Genomic DNA, 24,865 nt, shown 5'->3' on the forward strand with positions numbered 1-24,865 from the left:
ACAAGCTGCGATGAATGCGGAGACAGTTGACCCCTGTGGGCGCGAGCTTGCTCGCGATAAGGCCATCACATTCAACATGGATGGTGACTGACAGCCCGCTATCGCGAGCAGGCTCGCTCCCACAGGATGTTCACAATGAGGCGGAGGACGCTATTGGTACTGGCTCAACAACCGCTCCATCCGCGCATCCAACCGGCGCTTGATCTCGGTCTCGATATGCGGTGCGAAGTCGTCGATGACGTCTTGCATGATCAGCTGCGCGGCGGCACGAAGTTCCCGGTCCAGGTGTAGCAGGGCGTCGGGGCCTTTCGATTCTGCCTTGGGGGCTGGCTGGGGTTCAGGCTGGCCGTTGATCGGGTCGAACAGCAGCGGGATCTGTTCGTCATGCACCGGCTCGTGCTCCACCGTATCGGTCAGCAGCGGCGGTTGCAGGTTGTCATCGCCGAGCAGTTGGCGGATCGACTCGAGGTCATCCAGCAGTTGCGCGGGTTTTTGCGAAGGTTTTGGAGTATCCATCGTAGGCTCAGAGTCGCTGTAAACGGTGGTCTTGCAGAGGATAGCCCTGTTCACGGTAGAAACGGAAACTCTCCCGAGCGGCTTGCCGGATGGCCGGGTCTTCCACCACCACTTCCGCCACGCGGGCGAAGCGCTGGGCGAAGGCCGGCACTTTCAGGTCGAGGTTGACCAGCAGGTCGTGGTGTTGCCCGCAGTCATTCCCAAGCCCGAGTACGATCAAGCCCTCGGGTTCGTTTTCGGCAGGGCCATGGGGCACGAAGCTCTCGCCCTTGAACGCCCACAAGCGCGCATCGAGGTCGTCACGCTGGGCGGCATCGCTGCAATGCAGGTAGATGCGATGGCCCATGCGCCAGGCCTTTTCGGTGAGTTTGCAGGCGAAATCCAGCCGCGCCGAGGGATCGGCGCTGGGCAGGATATAGAAATCGACTTTGGTCATTGCGGTTCCTGGATCGCCGATGCGCCGCCCGAAGGCGACGTACCGGCTATCATCAGTGTCAGGCTTTGGCGCGGTCCAGCAGGTACTGGGTCAACAGGGGGACCGGACGGCCGGTGGCGCCCTTGTCCTTGCCGCCGCTGGTCCAGGCCGTGCCGGCGATGTCCAGGTGCGCCCAATTCAAGTTCTTGGTGAAGCGCGACAGGAAGCACGCCGCCGTGATGGTCCCGGCTTTCGGGCCGCCGATGTTGGCGATGTCGGCGAATGGGCTGTCCAGCTGTTCCTGGTACTCGTCGAACAACGGCAGTTGCCAGGCGCGGTCGTCGGCTTGCTGGCCGGCGCTCAGCAATTGGGCGATCAGCTCGTCATTGTTGCCCAGCAGGCCCGAGGTATGGGCGCCCAAGGCAACCACGCAGGCGCCGGTCAAAGTGGCGATGTCGATCACCGCTTGCGGCTTGAAGCGTTCGGAGTAGGTGAGGGCGTCGCACAGCACCAAGCGGCCTTCGGCGTCGGTGTTGAGGATTTCGACAGTCTGGCCGCTCATGGTGGTGACGATGTCGCCAGGGCGCGACGCCGTGCCGCTGGGCATGTTCTCGGCGCAGGCGAGGATGCACACCAGGTTGATCGGCAATTGCAGTTCGAGCACGGCGCGCAGGGTGCCGAACACGCTGGCGGCGCCGCCCATGTCATATTTCATTTCGTCCATGCCGGCGCCGGGCTTGAGGCTGATGCCGCCGGTGTCAAAGGTGATGCCCTTGCCGACCAGCGCGTACGGCTTCTCGGATTTCTTGCCACCGTTGTATTGCATGACGATCAGGCGCGGCGGCTGGGCGCTGCCCTGGCCGACGGCATAGAACGAGCCCATGCCCAGGTCCTTGATCTTCTTCTCGTCGAAGACCTCGACCTTGAGACCCTTGAATTCCTTGCCAAGCGCCTTGGCCTGTTCGCCCATGAAAGTCGGGTGGCAGATGTTCGGCGGCAGGTTTCCCAGGTCACGGGTGAAAGCCATGCCGTTGGCAATGGCGGTGGCATGGGTCACGGCGCGCTGGACTTCGGCCTGGGCGGCCTTGATGGTCAGCAGGGTGATTTTCTTCAGGGCGCGCGGTTCGGCTTTCTGGCTCTTGAAGCGGTCGAACTGGTACTCGCCGTCAATCAGGGTTTCGGCCAGCAGGCGATTCTTGCCGTAGCTGTCGCGGCCTTTGACTATCAGTTCGTCCAGCGCCAGTGCAGCGTCGCCGCCACCGAGGTTTTTCAGGGTGGCCAGCACGCCGGCGATGATCTTGCGCAACGGACGGTCGCCCAGTTCGGCGTCCTTGCCCACGCCCACCAGCAGCACACGGTCGGCCTTGAGGTTGGGCAGGTTGTGCAGCAACAGGCTCTGGCCGACCTTGCCGGCCAGGTCGCCGCGCTTGAGCACGGCGCTGATTGCACCGCCGCTCAGGGCGTCGAGCTGGCTGGCAACGACGCCGAGCTTGCGGTTTTCACCCACGGCAACCACCAGGGTGGCGGTCTTCAACGTTTCTGGGCTGACGCTTTTTACAACCAGTTCCATGTCCGGATCCTTGAGTCAATGGTCAAGAGGCCAGGCGCCACGACGACATTGGCGCGCTGAACAGCTGTCTTCTATAAAAAGAAGCGCCGGGGCTTGCCGGCGACAAAGGCGGCAGTTTGAACCTCGGCGCCCGAGCCTGACAACCCTGGCAATCGTTAACTTTTTGGCCATGAAGCGTCTGCTTAAAGCGTGCGCAGTGACAGGCGCCTCCAATCACAGGATAATGCGGCTCTTTTTTCGGCGGCTCGCATTGTGGGCCGGCTCGATACGTATGCTAGTTTGGCCGCCTTAGGGTTTGTATGAAAAGTCGCGCAGGCGCTTCTCGTACAAGGCCCAGCCTGACAATCCTGGAGTGTCTGGTTTGATCGTCTTCCGTTACCTATCCCGCGAAGTCCTGTTGACCCTGAGCGCCGTCAGCGCCGTGCTGCTGGTCATCATCATGAGCGGGCGCTTCATCAAATACCTTGCCCAGGCGGCCTCCGGTGCCTTGGACCCGGGCTCCCTGTTCCTGATCATGGGCTTCCGCCTGCCGGGCTTCCTGCAATTGATTCTGCCGCTGGGGCTGTTCCTCGGCATCCTGCTGGCCTATGGGCGCTTGTATCTGGACAGCGAAATGACCGTGCTGTCGGCCACTGGCATGAGCCAGCAACGGCTGTTCCGCATCACCTTGTTCCCGGCAACGCTCGTGGCGCTGGTGGTCGCGTGGCTGAGCTTGAGCCTGTCGCCGCAAGGGGCCAACCAGTTCCAGCTGTTGATCAACCAGCAGGACGCCATGACCGAATTCGACACCTTGGTACCGGGGCGCTTCCAGGCCCTGCGGGACGGGACGCGGGTCACTTATACCGAACAGCTCTCGGACGATCGCATCGACCTGGGCGGCGTCTTCATTACCCAGAAGAATGTGTCTTCGGACACCAAGAAGGATCGGGGCATTTCCGTGCTGGTGGCTGAAAAGGGTCGCCAGGAAATCAACCCCGACGGCAACCGCTACCTGATCCTTGAAAATGGCTATCGCTACGATGGCACGCCAGGCCAGGCCAACTACCGGGCGATCAAGTACGACACCTACGGCGTATTGCTACCCAAGCCGGAGGCCAGCGACGAAGTCACCGATCGTGATGCCATGTCCACGGCCAGCCTGCTGGGCAACGACGACATCCGCGCCCGCACCGAGCTGCAATGGCGCCTGTCGCTGCCGCTGCTGGTATTTATCGTGACGCTCATGGCGGTTCCGCTGTCGCGGGTCAATCCGCGCCAGGGCCGTTTCCTCAAGTTGTTGCCGGCGATTCTTTTGTATATGGCTTACCTGACCATCCTGATTTCCGCCCGCAGCGCCCTGGAGAAAGGCAAGATCCCGCCGACGCTGGGCCTGTGGTGGGTGCATTCGATATTCCTGGCCATTGGCCTGGGGCTGCTCTACTGGGAGCCCCTGCGCCTGAAGCTCGCAAGTCGTCGCAGCGCGCTGGAGGTGGCCCGTGGTTAAGCTCGATCGCTACATCGGCAGCAGCGTATTCATGGCGATCCTCGCCGTATTGGGGATCATTCTTGGCCTGGCGACCTTGTTCGCGTTCATTGATGAAATGGGCGATGTCAGCGATACCTATACGCTGCTGGACGTGGCGAGCTACGTATTGCTGACCGCGCCGCGCCGCTTGTACGACATGCTGCCGATGGCCGCATTGATCGGCTGCCTGATCGGCCTGGGCAGCCTGGCGAGCAACAGCGAACTGACCATCATGCGCGCCGCTGGCGTGTCCATCGGTCGGATCGTCTGGGCGGTGATGAAACCCATGCTGGTGCTGATGCTGGTAGGTGTGCTGATCGGCGAGTACGTCGCCCCGGCCACCGAGAATACCGCCCAGGCCAACCGCTCCCTGGCCCAGGGCGGCGGTGACGCGCAAAGCGCCAAGCACGGTCTGTGGCACCGCCAGGGCGAAGAGTTCATCCATATCAACTCGGTCCAACCCAACGGAACCTTGTATGGCGTGACCCGCTACCGTTTCGACGATCAGCGGCATATGTTGTCCTCCAGCTTCGCCAAGCGGGCCCAATTCGCCGACGATCACTGGCAACTGAGCGATGTCACCACCACGCTGTTCCATGACAAGCGCACCGAAGTCGTCGCCGCACCGCAGGAACGCTGGGACGTGGCGCTCAGCCCGCAGCTGCTCAGCACCGTGGTCATGGCGCCGGACTCGTTGTCCATCACCGGATTGTGGGGGTATATCCATTACCTGGCGGACCAGGGCCTGAACAACGGTCGCTACTGGCTGGCTTTTTGGGTCAAGGTGTTGCAACCCCTGGTGACCGCTGCGCTGGTGTTGATGGCCATCTCCTTCATCTTCGGTCCGCTGCGCTCCGTGACCCTTGGCCAACGGGTATTCACCGGTGTGCTGGTGGGCTTTACTTTCCGCATTGCCCAGGATCTGCTCGGGCCATCGAGCCTGGTGTTCGGCTTCTCGCCATTGTTCGCGGTGCTGGTGCCGGCCGGCGTCTGCGCGTTGGCCGGGCTCTGGCTGTTGCGCCGGGCAGGTTGATTCAACGCTCGATGTGGCGAGCAAGCATCCTCGCCACACATGCTCATCGACAGGCGAGCGTGACGCTTGCGCGGTGTATCGGGTACAATTCCCGGCTATTTTTCGGCGGGCCATGCCTGCAGCCTTTTTGAGTGTTGATCCGTGAGTGATTTGAGTCATATCCGCAATTTCTCCATCATCGCCCACATTGACCATGGCAAGTCGACGCTGGCTGATCGCTTCATCCAGATGTGCGGCGGCCTGGCCGAGCGTGAAATGGAAGCCCAGGTCCTGGACTCCATGGACCTCGAGCGTGAACGCGGGATCACCATCAAGGCCCACAGCGTTACCCTTTACTACAAGGCTCGCGACGGCATTACCTACCAGCTCAACTTCATCGATACCCCGGGACACGTCGACTTCACCTATGAAGTCAGCCGGTCGCTGGCGGCCTGTGAAGGTGCGTTGCTGGTGGTCGATGCCGGCCAGGGCGTCGAGGCCCAGTCGGTCGCCAACTGCTACACGGCCATCGAGCAGGGCCTGGAAGTCATGCCGGTGCTGAACAAGATCGACCTGCCCCAGGCCGATCCGGACCGCGTGAAGGAAGAAATCGAAAAAATCATCGGCATCGATGCCACCGACGCGGTCACGTGCAGCGCCAAGACCGGCCTGGGCGTGGATGAAGTGCTCGAGCGCCTCGTCACCACCATTCCCGCGCCGACCGGCAATATCGAAGATCCGCTGCAAGCGTTGATCATCGACTCCTGGTTCGACAACTACCTGGGCGTGGTTTCCCTGGTTCGCGTGCGCCATGGCCGCGTGAAGAAGGGCGACAAGATCCTGGTCAAGTCCACCGGCAAGATCCACCTGGTGGACAGCGTCGGTGTCTTCAACCCGAAACACACCGCTACCACCGACCTGAAGGCCGGTGAAGTGGGCTTCATCATCGCGGGCATCAAGGACATTCATGGGGCGCCGGTGGGCGATACCCTGACCTTGAGCTCCACCCCGGATGTCGATGTGCTGCCAGGTTTCAAACGCATCCAGCCACAGGTCTACGCCGGCCTGTTCCCGGTCAGTTCCGACGACTTCGAGGACTTCCGCGAAGCCCTGCAAAAGCTGACCCTGAACGACTCGTCCCTGCAGTACACCCCGGAAAGTTCCGACGCCCTGGGCTTCGGCTTCCGTTGCGGGTTCCTCGGCATGCTGCACATGGAAATCATCCAGGAGCGCCTGGAGCGCGAGTACGACCTGGACCTGATCACCACGGCGCCGACGGTAATCTTCGAGCTGCTGCTCAAGAACGGCGAGACTATCTACGTCGACAACCCGTCCAAGCTGCCGGACCTGTCGGCCATCGAAGACATGCGCGAGCCGATCGTGAGGGCCAACATCCTTGTGCCTCAGGAGCACCTGGGCAACGTCATTACCCTGTGCATCGAGAAGCGCGGCGTGCAGCACGACATGCTGTTCCTCGGCTCGCAGGTCCAGGTGACCTACGACCTGCCGATGAACGAAGTGGTGCTGGACTTCTTCGATCGCCTCAAATCCACCAGCCGCGGCTATGCTTCGCTGGACTATCATTTCGATCGTTACCAATCGGCTAATCTGGTGAAACTGGATGTGCTGATCAACGGCGAAAAAGTCGATGCCCTGGCATTGATCGTGCACCGCGACAACGCGCACTACAAAGGTCGTGCGTTGACCGAGAAGATGAAGGAGCTGATTCCGCGGCAGATGTTCGATGTGGCAATCCAGGCCGCCATTGGCGGGCAGATTGTGGCGCGTACAACCGTCAAGGCACTCAGAAAGAACGTATTGGCCAAATGCTACGGCGGCGACGTCAGCCGTAAGCGCAAGCTGTTGGAAAAGCAGAAGGCCGGTAAAAAACGCATGAAGCAGGTCGGCAACGTGGAAATTCCACAGGAAGCCTTCCTCGCGGTGCTCAGGTTGGATAGTTAGGTCCTATGTCGCTAAATTTCCCGCTGTTGCTGGTTATCGCCGTGTTTGTCTGCGGCCTGTTGGCGTTGCTTGATCTGTTGTTCCTGGCGCCTCGGCGCCGGGCCGCCATTGCCTCTTATCAGGGCAGTGTCAGCCAGCCTGACGGCGTGGTCATTGAAAAGCTCAACAAGGAACCGCTGCTTGTCGAGTACGGCAAGTCGTTCTTTCCGGTGCTGTTCATCGTGCTGGTGCTGCGCTCGTTCCTGGTGGAGCCGTTCCAGATTCCGTCCGGTTCGATGAAGCCCACCCTGGATGTGGGCGACTTCATCCTGGTGAACAAGTTTTCCTATGGGATCCGGCTGCCAGTGATCGACAAGAAGGTCATCGAGATCGGCGACCCGCAACGCGGCGACGTGATGGTGTTCCGCTTCCCAAGCGACCCGAACGTCAACTACATCAAGCGTGTGGTGGGTCTGCCGGGCGACAAGATCCGCTATACGGCCGACAAGCGCTTGTTCGTCAATGGCGAGCTGGTTGCCGAGCAGTTGATCGGTTCCGAACCGGGCACGCTGGGCAGTGCCGAGCTCTACAAGGAAAAACTCGGCGAGGCAGAACACCAGATCCGCAAGGAAATGAGCCGCTACCGCGCCACGCCGGACCATTCATGGACCGTGCCGGCCGGGCACTATTTCATGATGGGCGACAACCGCGACAACTCCAACGACAGCCGTTACTGGGATGATCCGAACATACCCAAGGACATGTTGGGCATGGTCCCCGACCGCAATATCGTCGGCAAGGCCTTTGCGGTCTGGATGAGCTGGCCGGAACCCAAACTCAGCCACCTGCCGAACTTCTCGCGGGTAGGGTTGATCAAGTAATCACACACGGCGCTGTTGAACACAGCGCCGAATGCATTTCTGGAGCCTGCACAAGGCTGCCCGAAGGCATGAAGCCAACGATAGTCAGGACGTCATTTTTGAACACAGCGTTAATTGTCCCAAGCCAACGGCGCCTTGCCGCCGTGGCGGTGGAATCCAGCCACGAACTCAGCGTGGGTAAACCGTGAGCGTTTCTCTAAGCCGCCTCGAGCGTCAGCTCGGCTACACCTTCAAGGATCAGGAGCTGATGCTCTTGGCCCTCACTCACCGCAGTTTTGCCGGGCGCAACAACGAGCGCCTGGAATTCCTCGGCGATGCCATCCTCAATTTCGTCGCCGGCGAGGCGTTGTTCGAACGCTTTCCCCTGGCTCGCGAAGGCCAGTTGTCGCGTTTGCGCGCAAGGCTCGTGAAAGGTGAGACCCTGGCCGTATTGGCCCGGGGTTTCGACTTGGGCGAGTACCTGCGCCTGGGTTCCGGCGAACTGAAAAGCGGTGGTTTCCGCCGCGAATCGATCCTCGCCGACGCCCTGGAGGCATTGATTGGCGCGATCTACCTGGACTCGGGCATGGAAATGGCGCGCGAGCGCGTGCTGGCCTGGCTGACTTCCGAGATCGACAGCCTGACGCTGGTGGACACCAACAAGGACCCCAAGACCCGCTTGCAGGAATTTTTGCAATCGCGCAGTTGCGAACTGCCACGCTACGAAGTGGTGGATATCCAGGGGGAACCGCATTGCCGAACCTTTTTCGTCGAATGCGAAGTGGTCTTATTGAATGAAAAAAGCCGTGGCCAGGGCGTGAGCCGTCGTATCGCCGAACAGGTAGCGGCCGCCGCAGCACTGATCGCCTTGGGCGTGGAGAATGGCAATGACTGATACAACCGTCACCCGATGCGGCTATGTCGCCATTGTCGGTCGGCCGAACGTGGGCAAGTCCACGTTGCTGAACCACATCCTGGGCCAGAAGCTGGCGATCACCTCGCGCAAGCCTCAGACCACGCGCCACAACATGCTGGGCATCAAGACCGAAGGCGATGTGCAGGCGATCTACGTCGATACTCCGGGAATGCACAAGGGCGGTGAGAAGGCCCTGAACCGCTACATGAACAAGACTGCCTCGGCAGCGTTGAAAGACGTTGACGTGGTGATCTTCGTGGTCGACCGCACCAAGTGGACCGAAGAAGACCAGATGGTCCTCGAGCGCGTCCAATACGTGACCGGTCCCTTGATCGTGGCGCTGAACAAGACCGACCGCATCGAAGACAAGGCAGAGCTGATGCCGCACCTGACCTGGTTGCAGGAACAGTTGCCGAACGCGCAAATCATCCCGATTTCCGCCCAACACGGTCACAACCTCGACGCGCTGGAGCGGGTGATCGCCGAGCACCTGCCGGAAAACGATCATTTCTTTCCCGAAGACCAGATCACCGACCGCAGCAGCCGTTTCCTCGCCGCCGAGCTGGTGCGCGAGAAAATCATGCGCCAGATGGGCGCCGAGCTGCCGTACCAGATCACGGTGGAGATCGAGGAATTCAAGCAACAGGGCAAGACCCTGCACATCCATGCCTTGATCCTCGTTGAACGTGATGGCCAGAAGAAGATCATCATTGGCGACAAGGGCGAGCGCATCAAGCGCATCGGCACCGAGGCGCGCAAGGACATGGAGCTGCTGTTCGACTCCAAGATCATGCTCAACCTGTGGGTCAAGGTGAAAGGCGGCTGGTCCGATGACGAGCGCGCGTTGCGTTCGCTGGGTTACGGCGACCTGTAATCCTTAATGTGAGTACATGAATGCCACTGTGGGAGCGAGCTTCTGTGGCGAGGGAGCTTGCTCCCGCTGGGCTGCGAAGCAGCCCCCGGATCTGCGATCTCATCTAGCCAAACCCATCGTATGGCCTGGTTTCACGGCTGCTTCGCAGCCGAGCGGGAGCAAGCTCCCTCGCCACAGGATTTCTTCAACCATTGATGTCTTGTTGATATTCAGGCCCCCGATGTCCCCCAACCCACCCACCGCCCAACCCGCCTATGTCCTCCACAGCCGCGCCTACCGCGAAAGCAGCGCCCTGGTGGACTTCCTCACGCCCCAAGGGCGGCTGAGAGCGGTGTTGCGTGGGGCTCGGGGCAAGGCCGGGACGCTGGCGCGGCCGTTCGTCCCATTGGACGTCGAGTTTCGCGGCAGGGGCGAATTGAAGAATGTCGGGCGCATGGAAAGCAACGGCGTCGCTGCCTGGCTCAACGGCGAAGCGCTGTTCAGTGGTTTGTACCTCAATGAACTGCTGATCCGCCTGCTCCCCGCCGAGGATCCTCATCCTGAAGTCTTCGACCACTATGCCGCCACGCTGCTGGCCCTGGCCGAAGGTCGCCCTCTGGAGCCATTGCTGCGCTCTTTCGAATGGCGCCTGCTGGACGATCTGGGCTACGGTTTTTCCCTCGACACCGACCTGCACGGACAACCCATCGCGGCGGACGGCCTCTACCGCTTACAGGTGGACGCGGGCCTGGAGCAGGTCTACCAGTTGCAACCCGGGTTGTTCAATGGCGTTGAGCTTCTTGCCATGGCCGAGGCCGACTGGACCGCGCCCGGTGCATTGGCGGCGGCCAAGCGTTTGATGCGCCAAGCCCTGGCGGTTCATTTGGGCGGCCGGCCGCTGGTCAGTCGCGAGCTGTTTCGCAAGCCCTGATCTACCCGTATGCTGTGGGCCGAATCTCTGTCCATTCAGGAGCGCTTTTCGTGAGCACCAGCAATCGCATTCTTCTCGGCGTGAACATCGACCATGTCGCCACCCTGCGCCAGGCCCGAGGTACTCGCTACCCGGATCCGGTCAAGGCCGCACTGGATGCCGAAGAGGCGGGCGCCGATGGCATTACCGTGCACCTGCGCGAGGACCGTCGCCACATCCAAGAGCGCGATGTGCTGCTGCTCAAGGATGTGCTGCAAACCCGCATGAATTTCGAAATGGGCGTGACCGAAGAAATGATGGCCTTTGCCGAGCGCATCCGCCCTGCGCACATCTGCCTGGTCCCGGAAACCCGTCAGGAGCTGACCACCGAAGGCGGCCTGGACGTGGCGGGGCAGGAGGCGCGGATCAAGGCCGCGGTGGAGCGGCTGTCGAAGATGGGCGCCGAGGTGTCGCTGTTCATCGACGCCGACGAGCGGCAGATCGAAGCCTCCAAGCGGGTCGGGGCGCCGGCCATCGAGCTGCACACCGGGCGCTACGCCGATGCCCAGACCCCCACGGACGTGGCCGATGAGCTGCAACGGGTGGCAGACGGCGTCACCTTTGGCCTGGCCCAGGGCCTGATCGTCAACGCCGGCCACGGCCTGCATTATCACAACGTCGAAGCTGTCGCCGCCATCAAGGGCATCAACGAGCTGAACATCGGCCATGCGCTGGTGGCCCATGCGTTGTTTGTCGGGTTCAAGTCAGCTGTGTCGGAAATGAAGGCGCTGATCCTGGCGGCCGCCAGATCCTGACCCATCACCACACCCTGTGGGAGCGAGCCTGCTCGCGAAAGCGGAGTGTCAGTTAACAATCATGCCGACTGATGCACTACTTTCGCGAGCAGGCTCGCTCCCACATTTAGATGTGTATGGCTGTCAGAGTTGCGGTGATTCCTGGCTCGGCTTGCTCTTGTCGACACCCGGCACGTGCAGGTTGCCCTCGGCCACCTGGTTGCCTTCGAGCTGTGGCTGCGTCACCCAGGTCAAGATGTCGTAGTAGCGACGGATGTTCGCCACGAAATGCACCGGCTCCCCGCCCCGGGCGTAGCCGTAGCGGGTCTTGCTGTACCACTGCTTCTGGGACAGGCGCGGCAGAATTTTTTTCACATCCAGCCACTTGTTCGGATTCAGCCCTTCCTTGGCGGCGAGCTTGCGCGCGTCGTCCAGATGACCACTGCCCACGTTATAGGCGGCGAGGGCGAACCAGGTGCGGTCCGGTTCCTCGATGCTTTCATCCAGTTGTTCCTTCATATAGGCCAGGTACTTGGCGCCGCCCATGATGCTCTGCTTCGGATCGAGGCGGTTGGATACACCCATGGCCTGGGCGGTGTTCTGGGTCAGCATCATCAGGCCGCGCACACCGGTCTTGGAGGTCACCGTCGGTTGCCAGAGCGATTCCTGATAGCCGATGGCAGCCAGCAACCGCCAATCGACTTTTTCCTTCTTGGCGTAGGTCTTGAAATGCTGTTCGTATTTGGGCAGCCGCTGCTGCAGGTGCTGGGCAAACGTCGTTGCGCCCATATAGCCGAGGACGTCAACGTGGCCGTAGTAGCGATCCTTCAATCGCTGCAACGTGCCATTCTTCTGCACCTTGTTCAGGTAGGCGTTGATTTCATTGAGCAGGCTGTTGTCTTCGCCGGGGCCCACTGCCCAGCTCTGGCTGCGGGTGTCGCCCAGGTCGAACGCCACGCGCACGTTGGGGAAGTAGACCTGGTTCATCGCCACTTCGTTGGAGTCCACCAGCGTCAGGTCGATCTGGCCCTCGTCGACCATGCGCAGCAGGTCGACGACTTCAACGGCGTCGGATTCTTCGTATTCGATCCCAGGATATTGCTGCTTCAGCTGTGCCAATTGTTCGGCATGGGAGCTGCCCTTGAGCACCATGATCTTCTTGCCGGCCAGGGCCGCCGCGTCGGTGGGGCGCGACTGACCGTTGCGATAGATGATCTGCGGGGTGACTTCCAGGTAAGGGCTGGAAAAGCGAACCTGTTTTTTGCGCTGTTCGCTGCTGACCAGGCCTGCCGCGGCCAGCACCGGGCCGTTGGGCTTGCCGATCTGGCTGAATAGGTCGTCGAGGTTGTCGGCGGTCTCGATTTTCAGCTCGACCCCCAAATCCTCGGCGAAACGCTTCACCAGCTCGTATTCGAAGCCGGTTTCACCACTGCGATCCTGGAAGTAGGTGGCGGGGCTGTTCCGGGTAACGACCCGCAGCACGCCATCCTCCTTTACGCGCTCCAGTGTGTTGGGTTTCTCAACACAGCCACTGAGCACCAGGAAGAGTCCGGTTGCGATCAGCCATCTGGCGTACCGCGGACGCAAAGCCGTTGGGGAAAACATCTGCGCAGTATACGCAAACGGCCTCGACCGCCATATATCGACAGCAAAAGGCCAGTCTGATAGAGGTTGCAAAACGTGTCCGCAAGCCAAGCGGGCCGGCGCGCGGCAGGGCCCCGCAGGGATAAAAAATATCTCTGTGGCGCGGGCCGGATGGCCGGGTAATCAAGCTATCCGCGCCACGACCGACGTTCGGCTCGCACCTGACGTAGCGTTTCGGGTGCCGTTGGCAGCGGTTTAGGCTAGAATGCACGGCCTCAAAGCACACCCCTTCCCGAGGCTGTCCCGAAGATGTTGATCCTGCGCGGCGCTCCTGCCCTTTCTGCCTTTCGCCACAGCAAACTTCTTGAGCAACTGAGCCAGAAAGTACCGGCTGTCAGTGGCTTGTATGCTGAATTCGCTCACTTCGCCGAAGTTACCGGCGGTTTGACTGGCGACGAACAGCAGGTGCTCGCGCGCCTCCTGAAGTACGGCCCAAGTGTTCCAGTCCAGGAGCCAACCGGCCGCCTGTTCCTGGTGTTGCCGCGTTTCGGCACCATTTCGCCGTGGTCGAGCAAGGCCAGTGACATTGCCCGCAACTGCGGCCTGTCGAAGATCCAGCGCCTGGAGCGCGGCATTGCCTTTTATGTCGCCGGTGAGTTCAGCGAGGCCGAGGCCCAACTGATCGCCGAAGGCCTGCATGACCGCATGACCCAGGTCGTACTGGGCAACCTGGAGCAGGCCGCCGGCCTGTTCAGCCACGCCGAACCCAAGCCGCTGACCGCCATCGACGTATTGGGCGGTGGCCGCGCCGCGCTGGAAAAAGCCAACGCCGAGCTGGGCCTGGCCCTGGCCGAAGACGAGATCGATTACCTGGTCAACGCCTTCCAGGGCTTGAAGCGCAACCCCCACGACATCGAACTGATGATGTTCGCCCAGGCCAACTCCGAGCATTGCCGCCACAAGATCTTCAACGCCAGTTGGGACATTGACGGCCAGAGCCAGGAAAAGAGCCTGTTCGGCATGATCAAGAACACCTACCAGATGCACAACGAAGGTGTGCTGTCGGCCTACAAGGACAACGCCGCGGTGATCGTCGGCAATGTTGCCGGTCGCTTCTACCCGAACCCCGAGACCCGCCAGTACGGTGCGGTCCAGGAGCCGGTGCACATCCTGATGAAAGTCGAGACCCACAACCACCCGACCGCCATTGCCCCGTTCCCGGGCGCGTCCACCGGTTCCGGTGGCGAGATCCGCGACGAAGGCGCCACCGGTCGCGGTGCCAAGCCCAAGGCCGGCCTGACCGGCTTCACCGTGTCGAACCTGCAGATTCCTGGCTTCGAACAGCCGTGGGAAAAGCCGTACGGCAAGCCTGAGCGCATCGTCAACGCCCTCGACATCATGATCGAAGGCCCACTGGGCGGCGCGGCGTTCAACAATGAATTCGGCCGTCCGGCCCTGACCGGTTATTTCCGTACCTTCGAACAGTCCATCACCACCCCTCGCGGTGAAGAGGTTCGCGGTTATCACAAGCCGATCATGCTCGCAGGCGGCATGGGCAACATCCGCGCCGAACACGTGCAGAAAGGCGAGATCGTGGTCGGCTCCAAGCTGATCGTCCTCGGTGGCCCGGCCATGCTGATCGGCCTGGGCGGCGGCGCGGCTTCGTCCATGGCCACCGGCACCAGCTCCGCCGACCTGGATTTCGCGTCGGTCCAGCGGGAAAACCCGGAGATGGAACGCCGTTGCCAGGAAGTCATCGACCGTTGCTGGCAGTTGGGTGAGAACAACCCCATCAGCTTCATCCACGACGTCGGCGCGGGCGGCCTGTCCAACGCCTTCCCGGAACTGGTCAACGACGGTGGCCGTGGTGGCCGCTTCGAATTGCGCAACATTCCGAACGACGAGCCGGGCATGGCCCCGCACGAAATCTGGAGCAACGAATCCCAGGAGCGTTACGTCCTGGCGGTCGGCCCGGCTGACTTCGAGCGCTTCCAGGCCATTTGCGAACGCGAGCGTTGCCCGTTTGCCGTGGTGGGTGAAGCCACCGCCGAGCCGCAACTGACCGTGACCGACAGCCACTTTGGCAACAGCCCGGTGGACATGCCGCTGGAAGTGCTGCTGGGCAAAGCCCCGCGCATGCACCGTTCGGCGGTTCGCGAAACCGAGCTGGGCGACGATTTCGATCCGTCCACCCTCGACATCGCCGATTCCATCGAGCGCGTGCTGCATCACCCGGCCGTGGCGAGCAAGAGCTTCCTGATCACCATCGGCGACCGCACCATCACCGGCCTCGTGGCACGTGATCAGATGGTCGGCCCATGGCAGGTGCCGGTGGCCGACGTGGCCGTGACCGCCACCAGCTTCGACGTCTACACTGGCGAAGCGATGGCCATGGGCGAGCGCACGCCGCTGGCGCTGCTGGACGCCCCGGCGTCGGGCCGCATGGCGATCGGTGAGACCCTGACCAACATCGCGGCCTCGCGCATCGGCAAGATTTCCGACATCAAGCTGTCGGCCAACTGGATGTCCGCCGCCGGTCACCCCGGTGAAGACGCGCGCTTGTACGACACCGTCAAGGCCGTCGGCATGGAACTGTGCCCTGAACTGGGCATCACCATTCCGGTGGGCAAGGACTCCATGTCCATGGCCACGCGCTGGAACGACGAAGGCGTGGACAAGAGCGTGACCTCGCCACTGTCGCTGATCGTGACCGGTTTCGCCCCGGTCACCGACATCCGCCAGACCCTGACCCCGCAACTGCGCATGGACAAGGGCACCACCGATCTGATCCTGATCGACCTGGGCCGTGGCCAGAACCGCATGGGCGCCTCGATCCTGGCCCAGGTGCACGGCAAGCTCGGCTCGCAAGCACCGGACGTCGACGATGCCGAAGACCTGAAGGCGTTCTTCGCCGTGATCCAGGGCCTGAACGCCGACGGTCACCTGTTGGCCTACCACGACCGTTCCGATGGCGGCTTGCTGACCACCGTGATGGAAATGGCTTTCGCCGGTCACTGCGGCTTGAACCTGACCCTGGACAGCGTGGCCGAGTCGGCCAGTGAGATCCCGGCGATCCTGTTCAACGAAGAGTTGGGTGCGGTGATCCAGGTTCGCCAGGACGCCACCCCGGACATCCTCGCCCAGTTCAGCGCCGCCGGCCTGGCCGAGTGCGTCTCGGTCATCGGCCAGCCGATCAACAACGCCCACATCAATATCACCTTCAACGGCGACACCGTCTTCGAAGGCCAGCGTCGCTTGTTGCAGCGCCAGTGGGCCGAGACCAGCTACCAGATCCAGCGCCTGCGCGACAACGCTGAATGCGCCGAGCAGGAATTCGACGCGCTGCTGGAAGAAGACAACCCGGGCCTCAGCGCCAAGCTCAGCTACGACGTCAACGAAAACGTGGCCGCGCCTTACATCAAGAAAGGCATTCGCCCGCAAGTGGCGGTCCTGCGCGAGCAGGGCGTCAACGGCCAGGTGGAGATGGCGGCGGCGTTCGACCGCGCCGGTTTCAGCGCGATCGACGTGCACATGAGTGACATCCTCGCCGGACGTGTCGACCTGAACGATTTCAAAGGCATGGTTGCCTGCGGCGGCTTCTCCTACGGCGACGTGCTGGGCGCCGGTGAAGGCTGGGCCAAGTCGGCACTGTTCAACAGCCGCGCCCGCGATGCGTTCCAGGGCTTCTTCGAGCGCAACGACAGCTTCACCCTCGGTGTGTGCAACGGTTGCCAGATGATGTCCAACCTGCACGAGCTGATCCCGGGCAGCGAGTTCTGGCCGCACTTCGTGCGTAACCGTTCCGAGCAGTTCGAAGCCCGCGTCGCGATGGTCCAGGTGCAGGAGTCGAACTCGATCTTCCTGCAGGGCATGGCCGGTTCGCGCATGCCGATCGCCATCGCCCACGGTGAAGGCCATGCGGAGTTCCAGAGCGAGGAAGCGTTGCTTGAAGCCGACCTGTCCGGTTGTGTGTCGCTGCGTTTTGTCGACAACCACGGCAAGGTCACCGAAACCTACCCGGCCAACCCGAACGGCTCGCCGCGCGGGATCACCGGCCTGACCAGCCGCGACGGCCGCGTCACGATCATGATGCCGCACCCGGAGCGGGTGTTCCGCGCGGTGCAGAACTCGTGGCGTTCGGACGACTGGAACGAAGACGCGCCATGGATGCGCATGTTCCGCAACGCGCGCGTCTGGGTGAACTGAGGCGGTGTACAAGCTCTGCTTCTTCGTCCCGGCCAGCCACGTGGACGAGGTCAAAAGCGCCGTATTCGCTGCCGGTGGTGGGCGAATCGGCGACTATGACCACTGCGCCTGGCAAGTGCTGGGCCTGGGCCAGTTTCGCCCGTTGGACGGCAGCCAGCCGTTCATTGGCGAGGCGGGGCAGGTCGAGCAGGTCGAGGAATGGAAGGTTGAGCTTGTTGTCGCCGACGATCTGATTCGCCCCGTGGTGGAGGCATTGAGACAGAGCCATCCCTACGAGACACCGGCGTATGAGGTGTGGCGGTTGGAGGATTTCTGATCCTCCCCGTTTAAATGAAAAACCCGCTGATTGGATCAGCGGGTTTTTTATTGTGGCGAGGGGATTTATCCCCGCTGGGCTGCGCAGCAGCCCCAAATACTGATTCCCCGGTGTGTCAGGCAGATGGGGTTGCTGCTTAGGGGGCTGCTGCGCAGCCCAGCGGGGATAAATCCCCTCGCCACAGGGGCCAGACAGTCGGCGAAGGCCTAGGCTTTGACACCCGCCTGACGACTCGGCACCACCGCCTCCAACGCCCGCCACAACCCCGGCGCTTTCTCCCCCAGCAGCAAATGCCACACGCCATCCTCCAGCGAACTCACCCCCTGGCAACCCAGCGTCTTGAGCTGGCTTTCCGACAACCCCTTGCCATCGGCCAACCGCACGCGCAAACGGCTCATCGCCACGCAATCGAGCTGCAACACATTCCTGCCACCGCCCAGGGCATCGAGCCATTGCTGTGCTTCGGCCTCCGGGACAATTGTCGTTAAGGCCGGGTCGACCACCGCGTTCGCGGGCGTACTGACGGCCTGATCGGAAGAGGGCAACGCCAAGCGAATCTCATCGGCAATGCTATCGGCCATCGGCCCCACCACCACCTGCAAGCTGCCGCCATTGCCGGGGCGGACCACCGCCATGGCGCCAAGGGCCTTGAGCTGGGCGTCGCAGGCCTTGTTGCGATCCACCATGTCCAGGCGCAAGCGCGTGGTGCAGGCGCCGACGGTAATCAAGTTGTCGGCGCCACCCAGGGCCTGGATGTAGGCGGCGGCACGTTGGTTTTCGGCGATGATCGGCTTTTCGCCCATCGCCACGTCTTCACGTCCCGGCGTCTTCAGGTCGAAGCGGCGGATGCAGAAGTCGAACACCAGGAAATAGATCGCCCCATAGACCAGGCCCACCGGTACGACCAGCCACCCGTTGGTGGATTTGCCCCAGCCCAGGACCATGTCGATGAAACCGCCCGAGAAGGTAAAGCCCAGGTGAATATCCAACAGATTGGTCACCGCCATCGACAGGCCGGTGAGCAACGCATGGACCAGATACAGCAGCGGCGCGAGGAACATGAAGGCGAATTCGATCGGCTCGGTGACGCCGGTCAGGAACGAGGTCAACGCCATGGACAACAGAATCCCGCCCATGACCTTGCGCCGCTGGGGCAGGGCATTGCGGTACATCGCCAGGCACGCAGCGGGTAGGCCGAAAAGCATCACCGGGAACATGCCGGTCATGAACTGGCCGCCCTTGGGGTCGCCGGCGAAATAACGGGTCAGGTCACCGGTAACCACGGCGCCGGTGGCGGGGTCAGTGAAGCTGCCGAAAATGAACCACGCCATGTTGTTGAGGATGTGGTGCAGGCCAGTGACGATCAGCAGTCGATTGAACACACCGAAGACGAACGCGCCGAAGCTGCCGCTGGCCATCAACAGCTCGCCGAAGCTGTTGATGCCGTGCTGGATCGGCGGCCAGATCAGGCCGAACATCACGCCAAGGCCCACCGCGCTGAAACCGGTGACAATCGGCACGAAGCGCCGGCCCCCAAAAAACGCCAGGTACTCCGGCAGCTTGATGTCCTTGAAGCGGTTGTACAGCCCGCCGGCCAACAACCCACTGACGATCCCGGCGAGCATGCCCATGTTGATCGTCGCGTCGAGCACCTTCAATGTCGCGACCATTACCAGGTAGCCGATGGCCCCGGCCAGTCCGGCCGTACCGTTATTGTCCCGGGCGAAGCCCACGGCGATGCCGATGGCGAAGATCAGCGCCAGGTTGGCGAAGATCGCCTGGCCGGCATCGTGGATGATCGCGATGTTCAACAGATCCGTGTCACCCAGGCGCAGCAGCAGGCCGGCAATCGGCAAAATCGCGATCGGCAGCATCAGCGCCCTGCCGAGGCGCTGCAGCCCTTCGATGAAATGCTGGTACATGGCGTCTCTCCTTTTATTGTTCTGCGACGGTCTCAGCCCAGGGGCCAATGTTGATGACAGGCCTGGCGCACGGCGGCGGCGCTGGGCAGGTTCAGCAAATCGGTACTGACGCGGCGGCACTGCGCTGTGTCGAGGCGGCGCACGCGGTCCTTGATTTCGCCTACCTGCGGCGGGCTGACCGACAGCTCCCGTACACCCAGCCCGATCAGCACCGGCGTCGCCAGGGGATCGGAGGCCAGGGCCCCGCACACGCCAGCCCAACGCCCATGGCGGGCGGCGCCGGCACAGGTCTGGGCGATCAGCCGCAACAGCGCGGGGTGCAAGGCGTCGACGCGGGCGGCGAGACCGGCGTGGTCGCGGTCCATGGCGAGGGTGTACTGGGAAAGGTCGTTGGTGCCGATGGACAGGAAGTCCGCATGCTCGGCCAGTTGCTCGGCGAGCAATGCGGCGGCTGGCACTTCGATCATCACGCCCACCTGCGGACGCTGCTCCAGGCCCATTTGCGCACCCAGGACGTCAATGCGCTGGCGAATGTGCAGCAGCTCGGCGACCTCGGTGACCATCGGCAACAGGATCCGGCAGCGATGCAACGGACGGATTTGCAACAGCGCGCGCAATTGTTGATCCAGCAGTTCCGGGCGCACCTGGCCCAGGCGAATGCCTCGCAGGCCGAGCACCGGATTGGCTTCGGCCGGAAGCGGCAGGTAGTCCAATTGCTTGTCGCCGCCGACGTCGATGGTGCGGATGATCACCGGCCTGTCGCCCATGGCATCGAGCACGGCTTGATAGGCCTGGCGCTGCTCTTGTTCGTTGGGGGCGGTGTGACGGTCGACGAAAAGGAATTCAGTGCGCAGCAGGCCAACGCCATCGGCGCCGTTGGCAAAGGCCTGGCCGGCTTCGGCGCTGGAGGCCACGTTGGCAGCGACTTCGACATCTACGCCATCGAGGGTTCGCGCCGGGGCGTGGGCGAGGGTTTGCTGCTGGGCCCGCAGCGCTGCGCGTTGGCTTTGTGCTTGCCGCACCTGGGCCAGGCGCTCGGCGCTTGGTGTGAGTTCGAGGCGGCCACCGTCGGCGTCCAGCACCACCGATTGACCGGGCAACTGCTCAAGCAGTGCATCGCCCAACGCAACCAGGCAGGGCAGGCCTTTGCCGCGAGCCAGGATCGCCACGTGGGACGTCGCGCCGCCCTCGGCCATGCATACGCCTGCCACGCCCTGGGCGCAGAGTTGCAACAGGTCCGACGGGGTCAGTTCCTGCGCGACGACAATGGCGCCCGCCGGCACGTCGAATTGCCAGGCTTCGCCCAGCAGTGCCCGCAGGACCCGCTGGCGCAGGTCATGCAAATCATTGGCGCGCTCGGCCAGCAGCGTGCTTTGCAATTGCCGCAGCACTTGGCACTGTACGTCTATCGACCGGCTCCAGGCGTGGGCCGCCGCGCTCCCTTGCTCGATAGACAGGTACGCGGCATCCAACAGGGCCGGATCTTCCAGCAACGCCAAATGAGCGCTGAAGATCGCTTGCTCATCGACGTGGCGCCGGGCCTTGGCGTTTTCGAGTGTCAGCTGGATATCCTGACTGACTTGAGCCAGGGCATCGAGCAGTCGTTGGCGTTGTTCTTCGACATTGTGGCCGCCGGGATCTTTGGGTAATTGAATGCCATCCAATCGAACCAGCGGTCCGCTCGCCAGGCCGGGCGCGGCGCAGACGCCATGCAATACGCCTTCTTCGGCGGCGTGCCGGGTTGTCTGGACCTGCGGCGCCCTGCCGTGAGCCTCTTCGGCCAGAGCGGTGGACAAGCTCGCCAGCAGCGCTTGCAGCGCCGCTTCGGCATCGCTGCCGCGACAGCTGACATGCACTTCGGCCTGTTCGGTGATCGCCAGGCCCATCATGCCCATGACGCTGTCACAGGACGCCGACCGCCCCCCAAAGTGTAACTGCGAGCGGCTTTTGAATCCCCGTGCGGTCTGGCGAACCAAGGCCGCCGGCCGCGCATGCAAGCCGCCTCGATGGGCGATGCGAATCTGGCCGGACACTTCGATGCCGACTTCCAGGTCGTCAAGCTGTCCTGCACCGGGCGCCCTGGCGACGACGTGCAACAGAGGTTCGCCGACCTTGACCCCTTTCAGGGTGATAGGCCGTGCCTGGAATTGTTCGCCATTGGTGATGACCAACAGGCTGACCAGGCTTTTGCAGCGCTGGGCCACTTTGTCCAGGTCGTAGCGCAGCAGCGCTTGCCCGTTGCTGACGCGCGTGCCTTCCTTGACCAGCATGAAAAAGCCGTCGCCCTGCAACTCGACGGTGTCCAGCCCCAGGTGCAGCAGCAATTCGGCGCCGTTGTCGGCCCGCAGGGTCACGGCGTGGCCGGTGCGAGCGACGTGGATCACCTCGCCGTCGCAGGGGGCGTAGAGGGTGTCGTTCAGCGGGTCGATGGCGATCCCGTCGCCCATGGCGCCGCTGGCGAATACGGCGTCCGGAACGTTGGTGAGGGTGAGCACCGGGCCGCTGAGCGGGGCGCTGAGGGTCAGCTCTTTATTGTTGTTGGGCATGGGCTCGCTCTCTGTGTAATTTCATGGGCCTTGCATGAACGCCGTCGGGTCAGTGGGTCCGGGTGACCTTGCTCAAATGCCGTGGTTTGTCCGGATCCAGGCCCCGGGCGAGGGCCAGCCGGGCAGCCATGCCATAAAAGCTCTGGATCGCCAGGATCGGGTCCAGGGCCGGGTGATCGGCGCGGGACAAGGTCAAGTCGCGCTCGACGATGTCATCGGGAGCCGCCAGCAGCACCCGGGCGCCGCGCTGGCGCATATCGGCGGCCAGACCCAACACGCCGGCCTGCTCGGCACCGCGCGGGGCGAACACCAACAGCGGGTAGTTTTCATCGATCAGCGCCATCGGGCCGTGGCGGACCTCGGCGCTGCTGAAGGCCTCGGCCTGGATCGCCGAGGTTTCCTTGAATTTGAGCGCCGCTTCCTGGGCGATGGCGAACCCGGCGCCACGGCCGATCACCATGAGCCGCTGGCAATCACGGAGCGTTTCGACGGCGGCGCCCCAGTCCTGGCCTGCGGCCTCGCGCAAACCTTCAGGCAGCGCAGCGCCGGCATCGAGCAACTCGGCGTCGTCCTTCCAGTGCGCCACCAAACGCGCGCTGGCGCTGAGGGTAGCGATGAAACTCTTGGTGGCGGCAACGCTGCTTTCAACGCCGGCGCACAACGGCACGCTGAATTCACAGGCCGCCTCCAGCGGAGAATCCTCTGCGTTGACCATCGCAACGCTCGACGCGCCGCGTTTGCGCAACAGGCGCAGGCTGTTGACCAGGTCCGGGCTCTGCCCCGACTGGGAGAACGCGAAGGCCACCTGGCCACTGACCTTCAAAGGCGCCTGTTGCAGGGTCACCACCGACATCGGCAGCGACGCCACCGGCAAGCCCAATTGCTGCATGGTCAGGTAGGCGAAATAACTGGCGGCGTGGTCGGAACTGCCCCGAGCGATGGTCATCGCCACTTGCGGCGGTTGACGACGCAGGCGTCCGGCGATTTCCTCCAGCGTTGGGTCCAGCCGCTGCAGTTGGCGCTCGACGGCTTCGGCTGAGGCCTGGGCCTCTTCAAGCATTTTGCAAGTCAATGGCTTCTCCTTCGACCATCACGTCGATCAGGTTCAAGTTACGGTCGAGGCGCACACAGTCGGCCCAGGCGCCGGGTTGCAGGCGTCCGCGCTCGGGCAGGCCGAGGTAGTCGGCGGGAAATTGCGACAGACGTCGCGAAGCTTCGTCGATCGGCAGGCCGATTTTCACCAGGTTGCGCAGGGCCTGGTCCATGGTCAGGGTGCTGCCGGCCAGGGTGCCATCAGCCAGGCGCACGCCGCCCAGGCATTTGGTCACGGTGTGGCTGCCCAGCTTGTATTCGCCGTCGGGCATGCCAGCGGCGGCGGTGGAATCGGTGACGCAATACAGGCACGGGATCGAACGCAACGCCACGCGCATCGCACCGGGGTGCACGTGAAGCAAATCCGGGATCAGTTCGGCGTATTGCGCATGGGCTAGCGCCGCACCGACGATGCCGGGCTCGCGGTGATGCAGTGGGCTCATGGCGTTATACAAATGGGTAAAACTGCTGGCCCCGGCCGCGAGTGCCGCGACGCCTTCTTCATAGCTGCCGAGGGTATGGCCGATCTGCATGCGCACGCCGCGAGCGCTGAGGGCGCCAATCAAGGCATCGTGACCGGCGATTTCCGGTGCAATGGTGATCACGCGGATCGGCGCCAGGGCCAGGTACGTTTCCACCTCGGCCATCAAGGCGGTGTGGGCGAAATTCGGTTGGGCGCCGAGTTTGCCGGGGTTGATGTAAGGGCCTTCCAGGTGAACACCGAGCACCCGTGCGCTGCCGCTGGGCCGCTGTTCGCAGAATTCACCGAGGGCCTTGAGTACGCGGATGATTTCTTCGCTCGGCGCCGTCATCGTCGTGGCGAGCAACGCCGTTGTGCCGAATCGCACATGGGTGCGGGCAATGGTTTCGAACGCCGCCGCGCCTTCCATGATGTCCTTGCCGCCACCGCCGTGCACATGCAGGTCGATGAAGCCGGGCAGCAGGTAGGGCAGGTCGTTGCTCGTCGGGTCGCAGGGCTGGCCTTCGATGGACACGACCCTGCCGCGCTCATGGATCAGGCGGCCGCGTATCCAGCCGTCGGCGGTGAGGATGTTGTTTTCGGACATGGGATTCTCGGGTCGTCTAGCGCCGCAACTCGGCGACGAAGTCGTAATAGTCGTTGCGGCAATAGGTGTCGGTGACTTCGATGGGCGTGTTGTCTTCCAGGTAGCCGACCCGCGTCATCAACAGCATCGCGGTGCCGGGGGCGATGCCCACCAGGGCGGCGAATTCGTCCGAGGCGTTGATGGCCTGGATGTGTTGCAGGGCGCGCACTACCGGTTTGCCGATGCTGTCGAGGAATTCATAAAGCGAATCGCCCACCGCCTGCGGCTTGGCAATGATCGATGCGGGCAGGGTGCTCATCTCGATGGCCATGACCGTGTCGTCGGCCTTGCGCAGCCGTTTGAGCCGGGCGACTTTGTCGGTGGGCGAGAGGCCCAGGCGTATCAATTCCTCATGGGTTGGCGGGGTGATCTCCCGCTCCAGCCATTGGGAGCCGGGCACAAAGCCTTTGAGCCGGAGCATCTCGCTGAAACCGCTAAGGCGTGAGAGCGGTTGTTCCAGGCGTGGGGTGATGAACGTACCCGAGCCTTGGTTGCGGCGGATCAGGCCTTGTTCGAACAGCACTTCCAGCGCCTTGCGCGCGGTGACCCGGGATATCCCCAATTGCTCGCTCAAGCTGCGCTCGGACGGCATCGCTTGTTCGGCTTTCCACTGGCCAGCGTGGATGGCGGCTTCCAGATTGCGGGCCAGTTGCAGGTAGAGCGGGGTGGGTTGGGTGTCGTCGGGGCGCAGGGTCTGGATGTTCATTTGGGTGTCCGATGCGGTTTTTTGTGGGCGTTGTCGCTCGGTGGCTTGGGGTGGAAGCTAATACCACTTGAATACCATGTCAACGCTGCTTTTCTA

19 protein-coding genes are annotated in these 24,865 nt (G+C 62.7%); 10 read left to right on the top strand and 9 right to left on the bottom strand.

Annotated elements, in window-relative coordinates; all coding sequences use genetic code 11:
• Nucleotides 1-150: 150 nt before the first annotated feature.
• Genes J3Q04_RS05300 through J3Q04_RS05310 form a run of 3 tightly spaced genes read right to left on the bottom strand, consistent with a single transcriptional unit; the run spans nucleotide 151 to nucleotide 2,501 of the window.
• Nucleotides 151-516 (bottom strand): DNA polymerase III subunit chi, encoded by a 366-nt coding sequence (locus J3Q04_RS05300; RefSeq protein WP_434607579.1) that lies wholly within the window; start codon nucleotides 514-516, stop codon nucleotides 151-153.
• A gap of 7 nt (nucleotides 517-523) precedes the next feature.
• Entirely contained in the window at nucleotides 524-952 is a 429-nt protein-coding gene (locus J3Q04_RS05305) for a DNA polymerase III subunit chi (RefSeq protein ID WP_420765365.1), read from the bottom strand.
• Nucleotides 953-1,010: 58 nt separating this feature from the next.
• A complete protein-coding gene (locus J3Q04_RS05310; protein WP_420765364.1) occupies nucleotides 1,011-2,501 on the bottom strand; it encodes a leucyl aminopeptidase in 1,491 nt (496 codons plus the stop codon).
• A gap of 361 nt (nucleotides 2,502-2,862) precedes the next feature.
• Here J3Q04_RS05310 and lptF point away from each other — a divergent pair, with 361 nt between their 5' ends.
• The 8 genes from lptF to pdxJ all read left to right on the top strand — a co-directional run bounded on the left by lptF (nucleotide 2,863) and on the right by pdxJ (nucleotide 11,312).
• A complete protein-coding gene (gene lptF, locus J3Q04_RS05315) occupies nucleotides 2,863-3,984 on the top strand; it encodes an LPS export ABC transporter permease LptF (protein ID WP_434560445.1) in 1,122 nt (373 codons plus the stop codon).
• Nucleotides 3,977-5,038 carry an LPS export ABC transporter permease LptG gene (gene lptG, locus J3Q04_RS05320; RefSeq protein ID WP_420765362.1) on the top strand — a complete coding sequence of 354 codons (1,062 nt, stop codon included), beginning with the start codon at nucleotides 3,977-3,979 and terminating at the stop codon, nucleotides 5,036-5,038. The genes lptF and lptG overlap by 8 nt, the downstream gene beginning before the upstream one ends.
• 141 nt (nucleotides 5,039-5,179) lie before the next feature.
• Nucleotides 5,180-6,979 (top strand): translation elongation factor 4, encoded by a 1,800-nt coding sequence (gene lepA / locus J3Q04_RS05325; protein WP_245142437.1) that lies wholly within the window; start codon nucleotides 5,180-5,182, stop codon nucleotides 6,977-6,979.
• Nucleotides 6,980-6,984: 5 nt separating this feature from the next.
• Complete coding sequence (gene lepB / locus J3Q04_RS05330; protein WP_420765361.1) at nucleotides 6,985-7,839, top strand: signal peptidase I; 855 nt, start codon at nucleotides 6,985-6,987, stop codon at nucleotides 7,837-7,839.
• 184 nt (nucleotides 7,840-8,023) lie between these two features.
• Nucleotides 8,024-8,713, top strand: coding sequence for a ribonuclease III (gene rnc / locus J3Q04_RS05335; protein WP_245142433.1), 690 nt, complete (start codon nucleotides 8,024-8,026; stop codon nucleotides 8,711-8,713).
• On the top strand, nucleotides 8,706-9,608 hold the full coding sequence (gene era, locus J3Q04_RS05340; protein WP_039591481.1) for a GTPase Era: 903 nt from the start codon (nucleotides 8,706-8,708) through the stop codon (nucleotides 9,606-9,608). Before rnc ends, era begins: the two co-directional genes overlap by 8 nt.
• 220 nt (nucleotides 9,609-9,828) lie before the next feature.
• Nucleotides 9,829-10,518, top strand: a complete 690-nt coding sequence (recO, locus tag J3Q04_RS05345; protein ID WP_420765360.1) for a DNA repair protein RecO — start codon at nucleotides 9,829-9,831, stop codon at nucleotides 10,516-10,518.
• A gap of 50 nt (nucleotides 10,519-10,568) precedes the next feature.
• Nucleotides 10,569-11,312 (top strand): pyridoxine 5'-phosphate synthase, encoded by a 744-nt coding sequence (pdxJ, locus tag J3Q04_RS05350; RefSeq protein ID WP_434560439.1) that lies wholly within the window; start codon nucleotides 10,569-10,571, stop codon nucleotides 11,310-11,312.
• Between the two features lie 123 nt (nucleotides 11,313-11,435).
• Here the strand turns inward: pdxJ and mltF are convergent, their stop codons facing one another.
• A complete protein-coding gene (gene mltF, locus J3Q04_RS05355) occupies nucleotides 11,436-12,896 on the bottom strand; it encodes a membrane-bound lytic murein transglycosylase MltF (protein ID WP_420765358.1) in 1,461 nt (486 codons plus the stop codon).
• A gap of 288 nt (nucleotides 12,897-13,184) precedes the next feature.
• Between mltF and purL the strand changes: the two genes are divergently transcribed.
• Nucleotides 13,185-17,081 (top strand): phosphoribosylformylglycinamidine synthase, encoded by a 3,897-nt coding sequence (purL, locus tag J3Q04_RS05360; RefSeq protein ID WP_434607573.1) that lies wholly within the window; start codon nucleotides 13,185-13,187, stop codon nucleotides 17,079-17,081.
• A gap of 4 nt (nucleotides 17,082-17,085) precedes the next feature.
• Nucleotides 17,086-17,397, top strand: coding sequence for an NGG1p interacting factor NIF3 (locus J3Q04_RS05365; RefSeq protein ID WP_434560437.1), 312 nt, complete (start codon nucleotides 17,086-17,088; stop codon nucleotides 17,395-17,397).
• Between the two features lie 206 nt (nucleotides 17,398-17,603).
• Here the strand turns inward: J3Q04_RS05365 and nagE are convergent, their stop codons facing one another.
• The 5 genes from nagE to J3Q04_RS05390 are packed head-to-tail and all read right to left on the bottom strand — an operon-like array spanning nucleotide 17,604 to nucleotide 24,769.
• Entirely contained in the window at nucleotides 17,604-19,319 is a 1,716-nt protein-coding gene (nagE, locus tag J3Q04_RS05370; protein ID WP_434607571.1) for an N-acetylglucosamine-specific PTS transporter subunit IIBC, read from the bottom strand.
• 32 nt (nucleotides 19,320-19,351) lie between these two features.
• A complete protein-coding gene (gene ptsP / locus J3Q04_RS05375) occupies nucleotides 19,352-21,865 on the bottom strand; it encodes a phosphoenolpyruvate--protein phosphotransferase (RefSeq protein ID WP_434607570.1) in 2,514 nt (837 codons plus the stop codon).
• 49 nt (nucleotides 21,866-21,914) lie between these two features.
• Entirely contained in the window at nucleotides 21,915-22,937 is a 1,023-nt protein-coding gene (locus J3Q04_RS05380; protein WP_434607568.1) for an SIS domain-containing protein, read from the bottom strand.
• On the bottom strand, nucleotides 22,918-24,024 hold the full coding sequence (nagA, locus tag J3Q04_RS05385) for an N-acetylglucosamine-6-phosphate deacetylase (RefSeq protein ID WP_434560431.1): 1,107 nt from the start codon (nucleotides 24,022-24,024) through the stop codon (nucleotides 22,918-22,920). Before nagA ends, J3Q04_RS05380 begins: the two co-directional genes overlap by 20 nt.
• 16 nt (nucleotides 24,025-24,040) lie before the next feature.
• Nucleotides 24,041-24,769 carry a GntR family transcriptional regulator gene (locus tag J3Q04_RS05390; protein WP_420765351.1) on the bottom strand — a complete coding sequence of 243 codons (729 nt, stop codon included), beginning with the start codon at nucleotides 24,767-24,769 and terminating at the stop codon, nucleotides 24,041-24,043.
• Between the last annotated feature and the right edge of the window lie 96 nt (nucleotides 24,770-24,865).

This window comes from Pseudomonas sp. D4-21, assembly GCF_051132125.1.
GTDB lineage: Bacteria > Pseudomonadota > Gammaproteobacteria > Pseudomonadales > Pseudomonadaceae > Aquipseudomonas.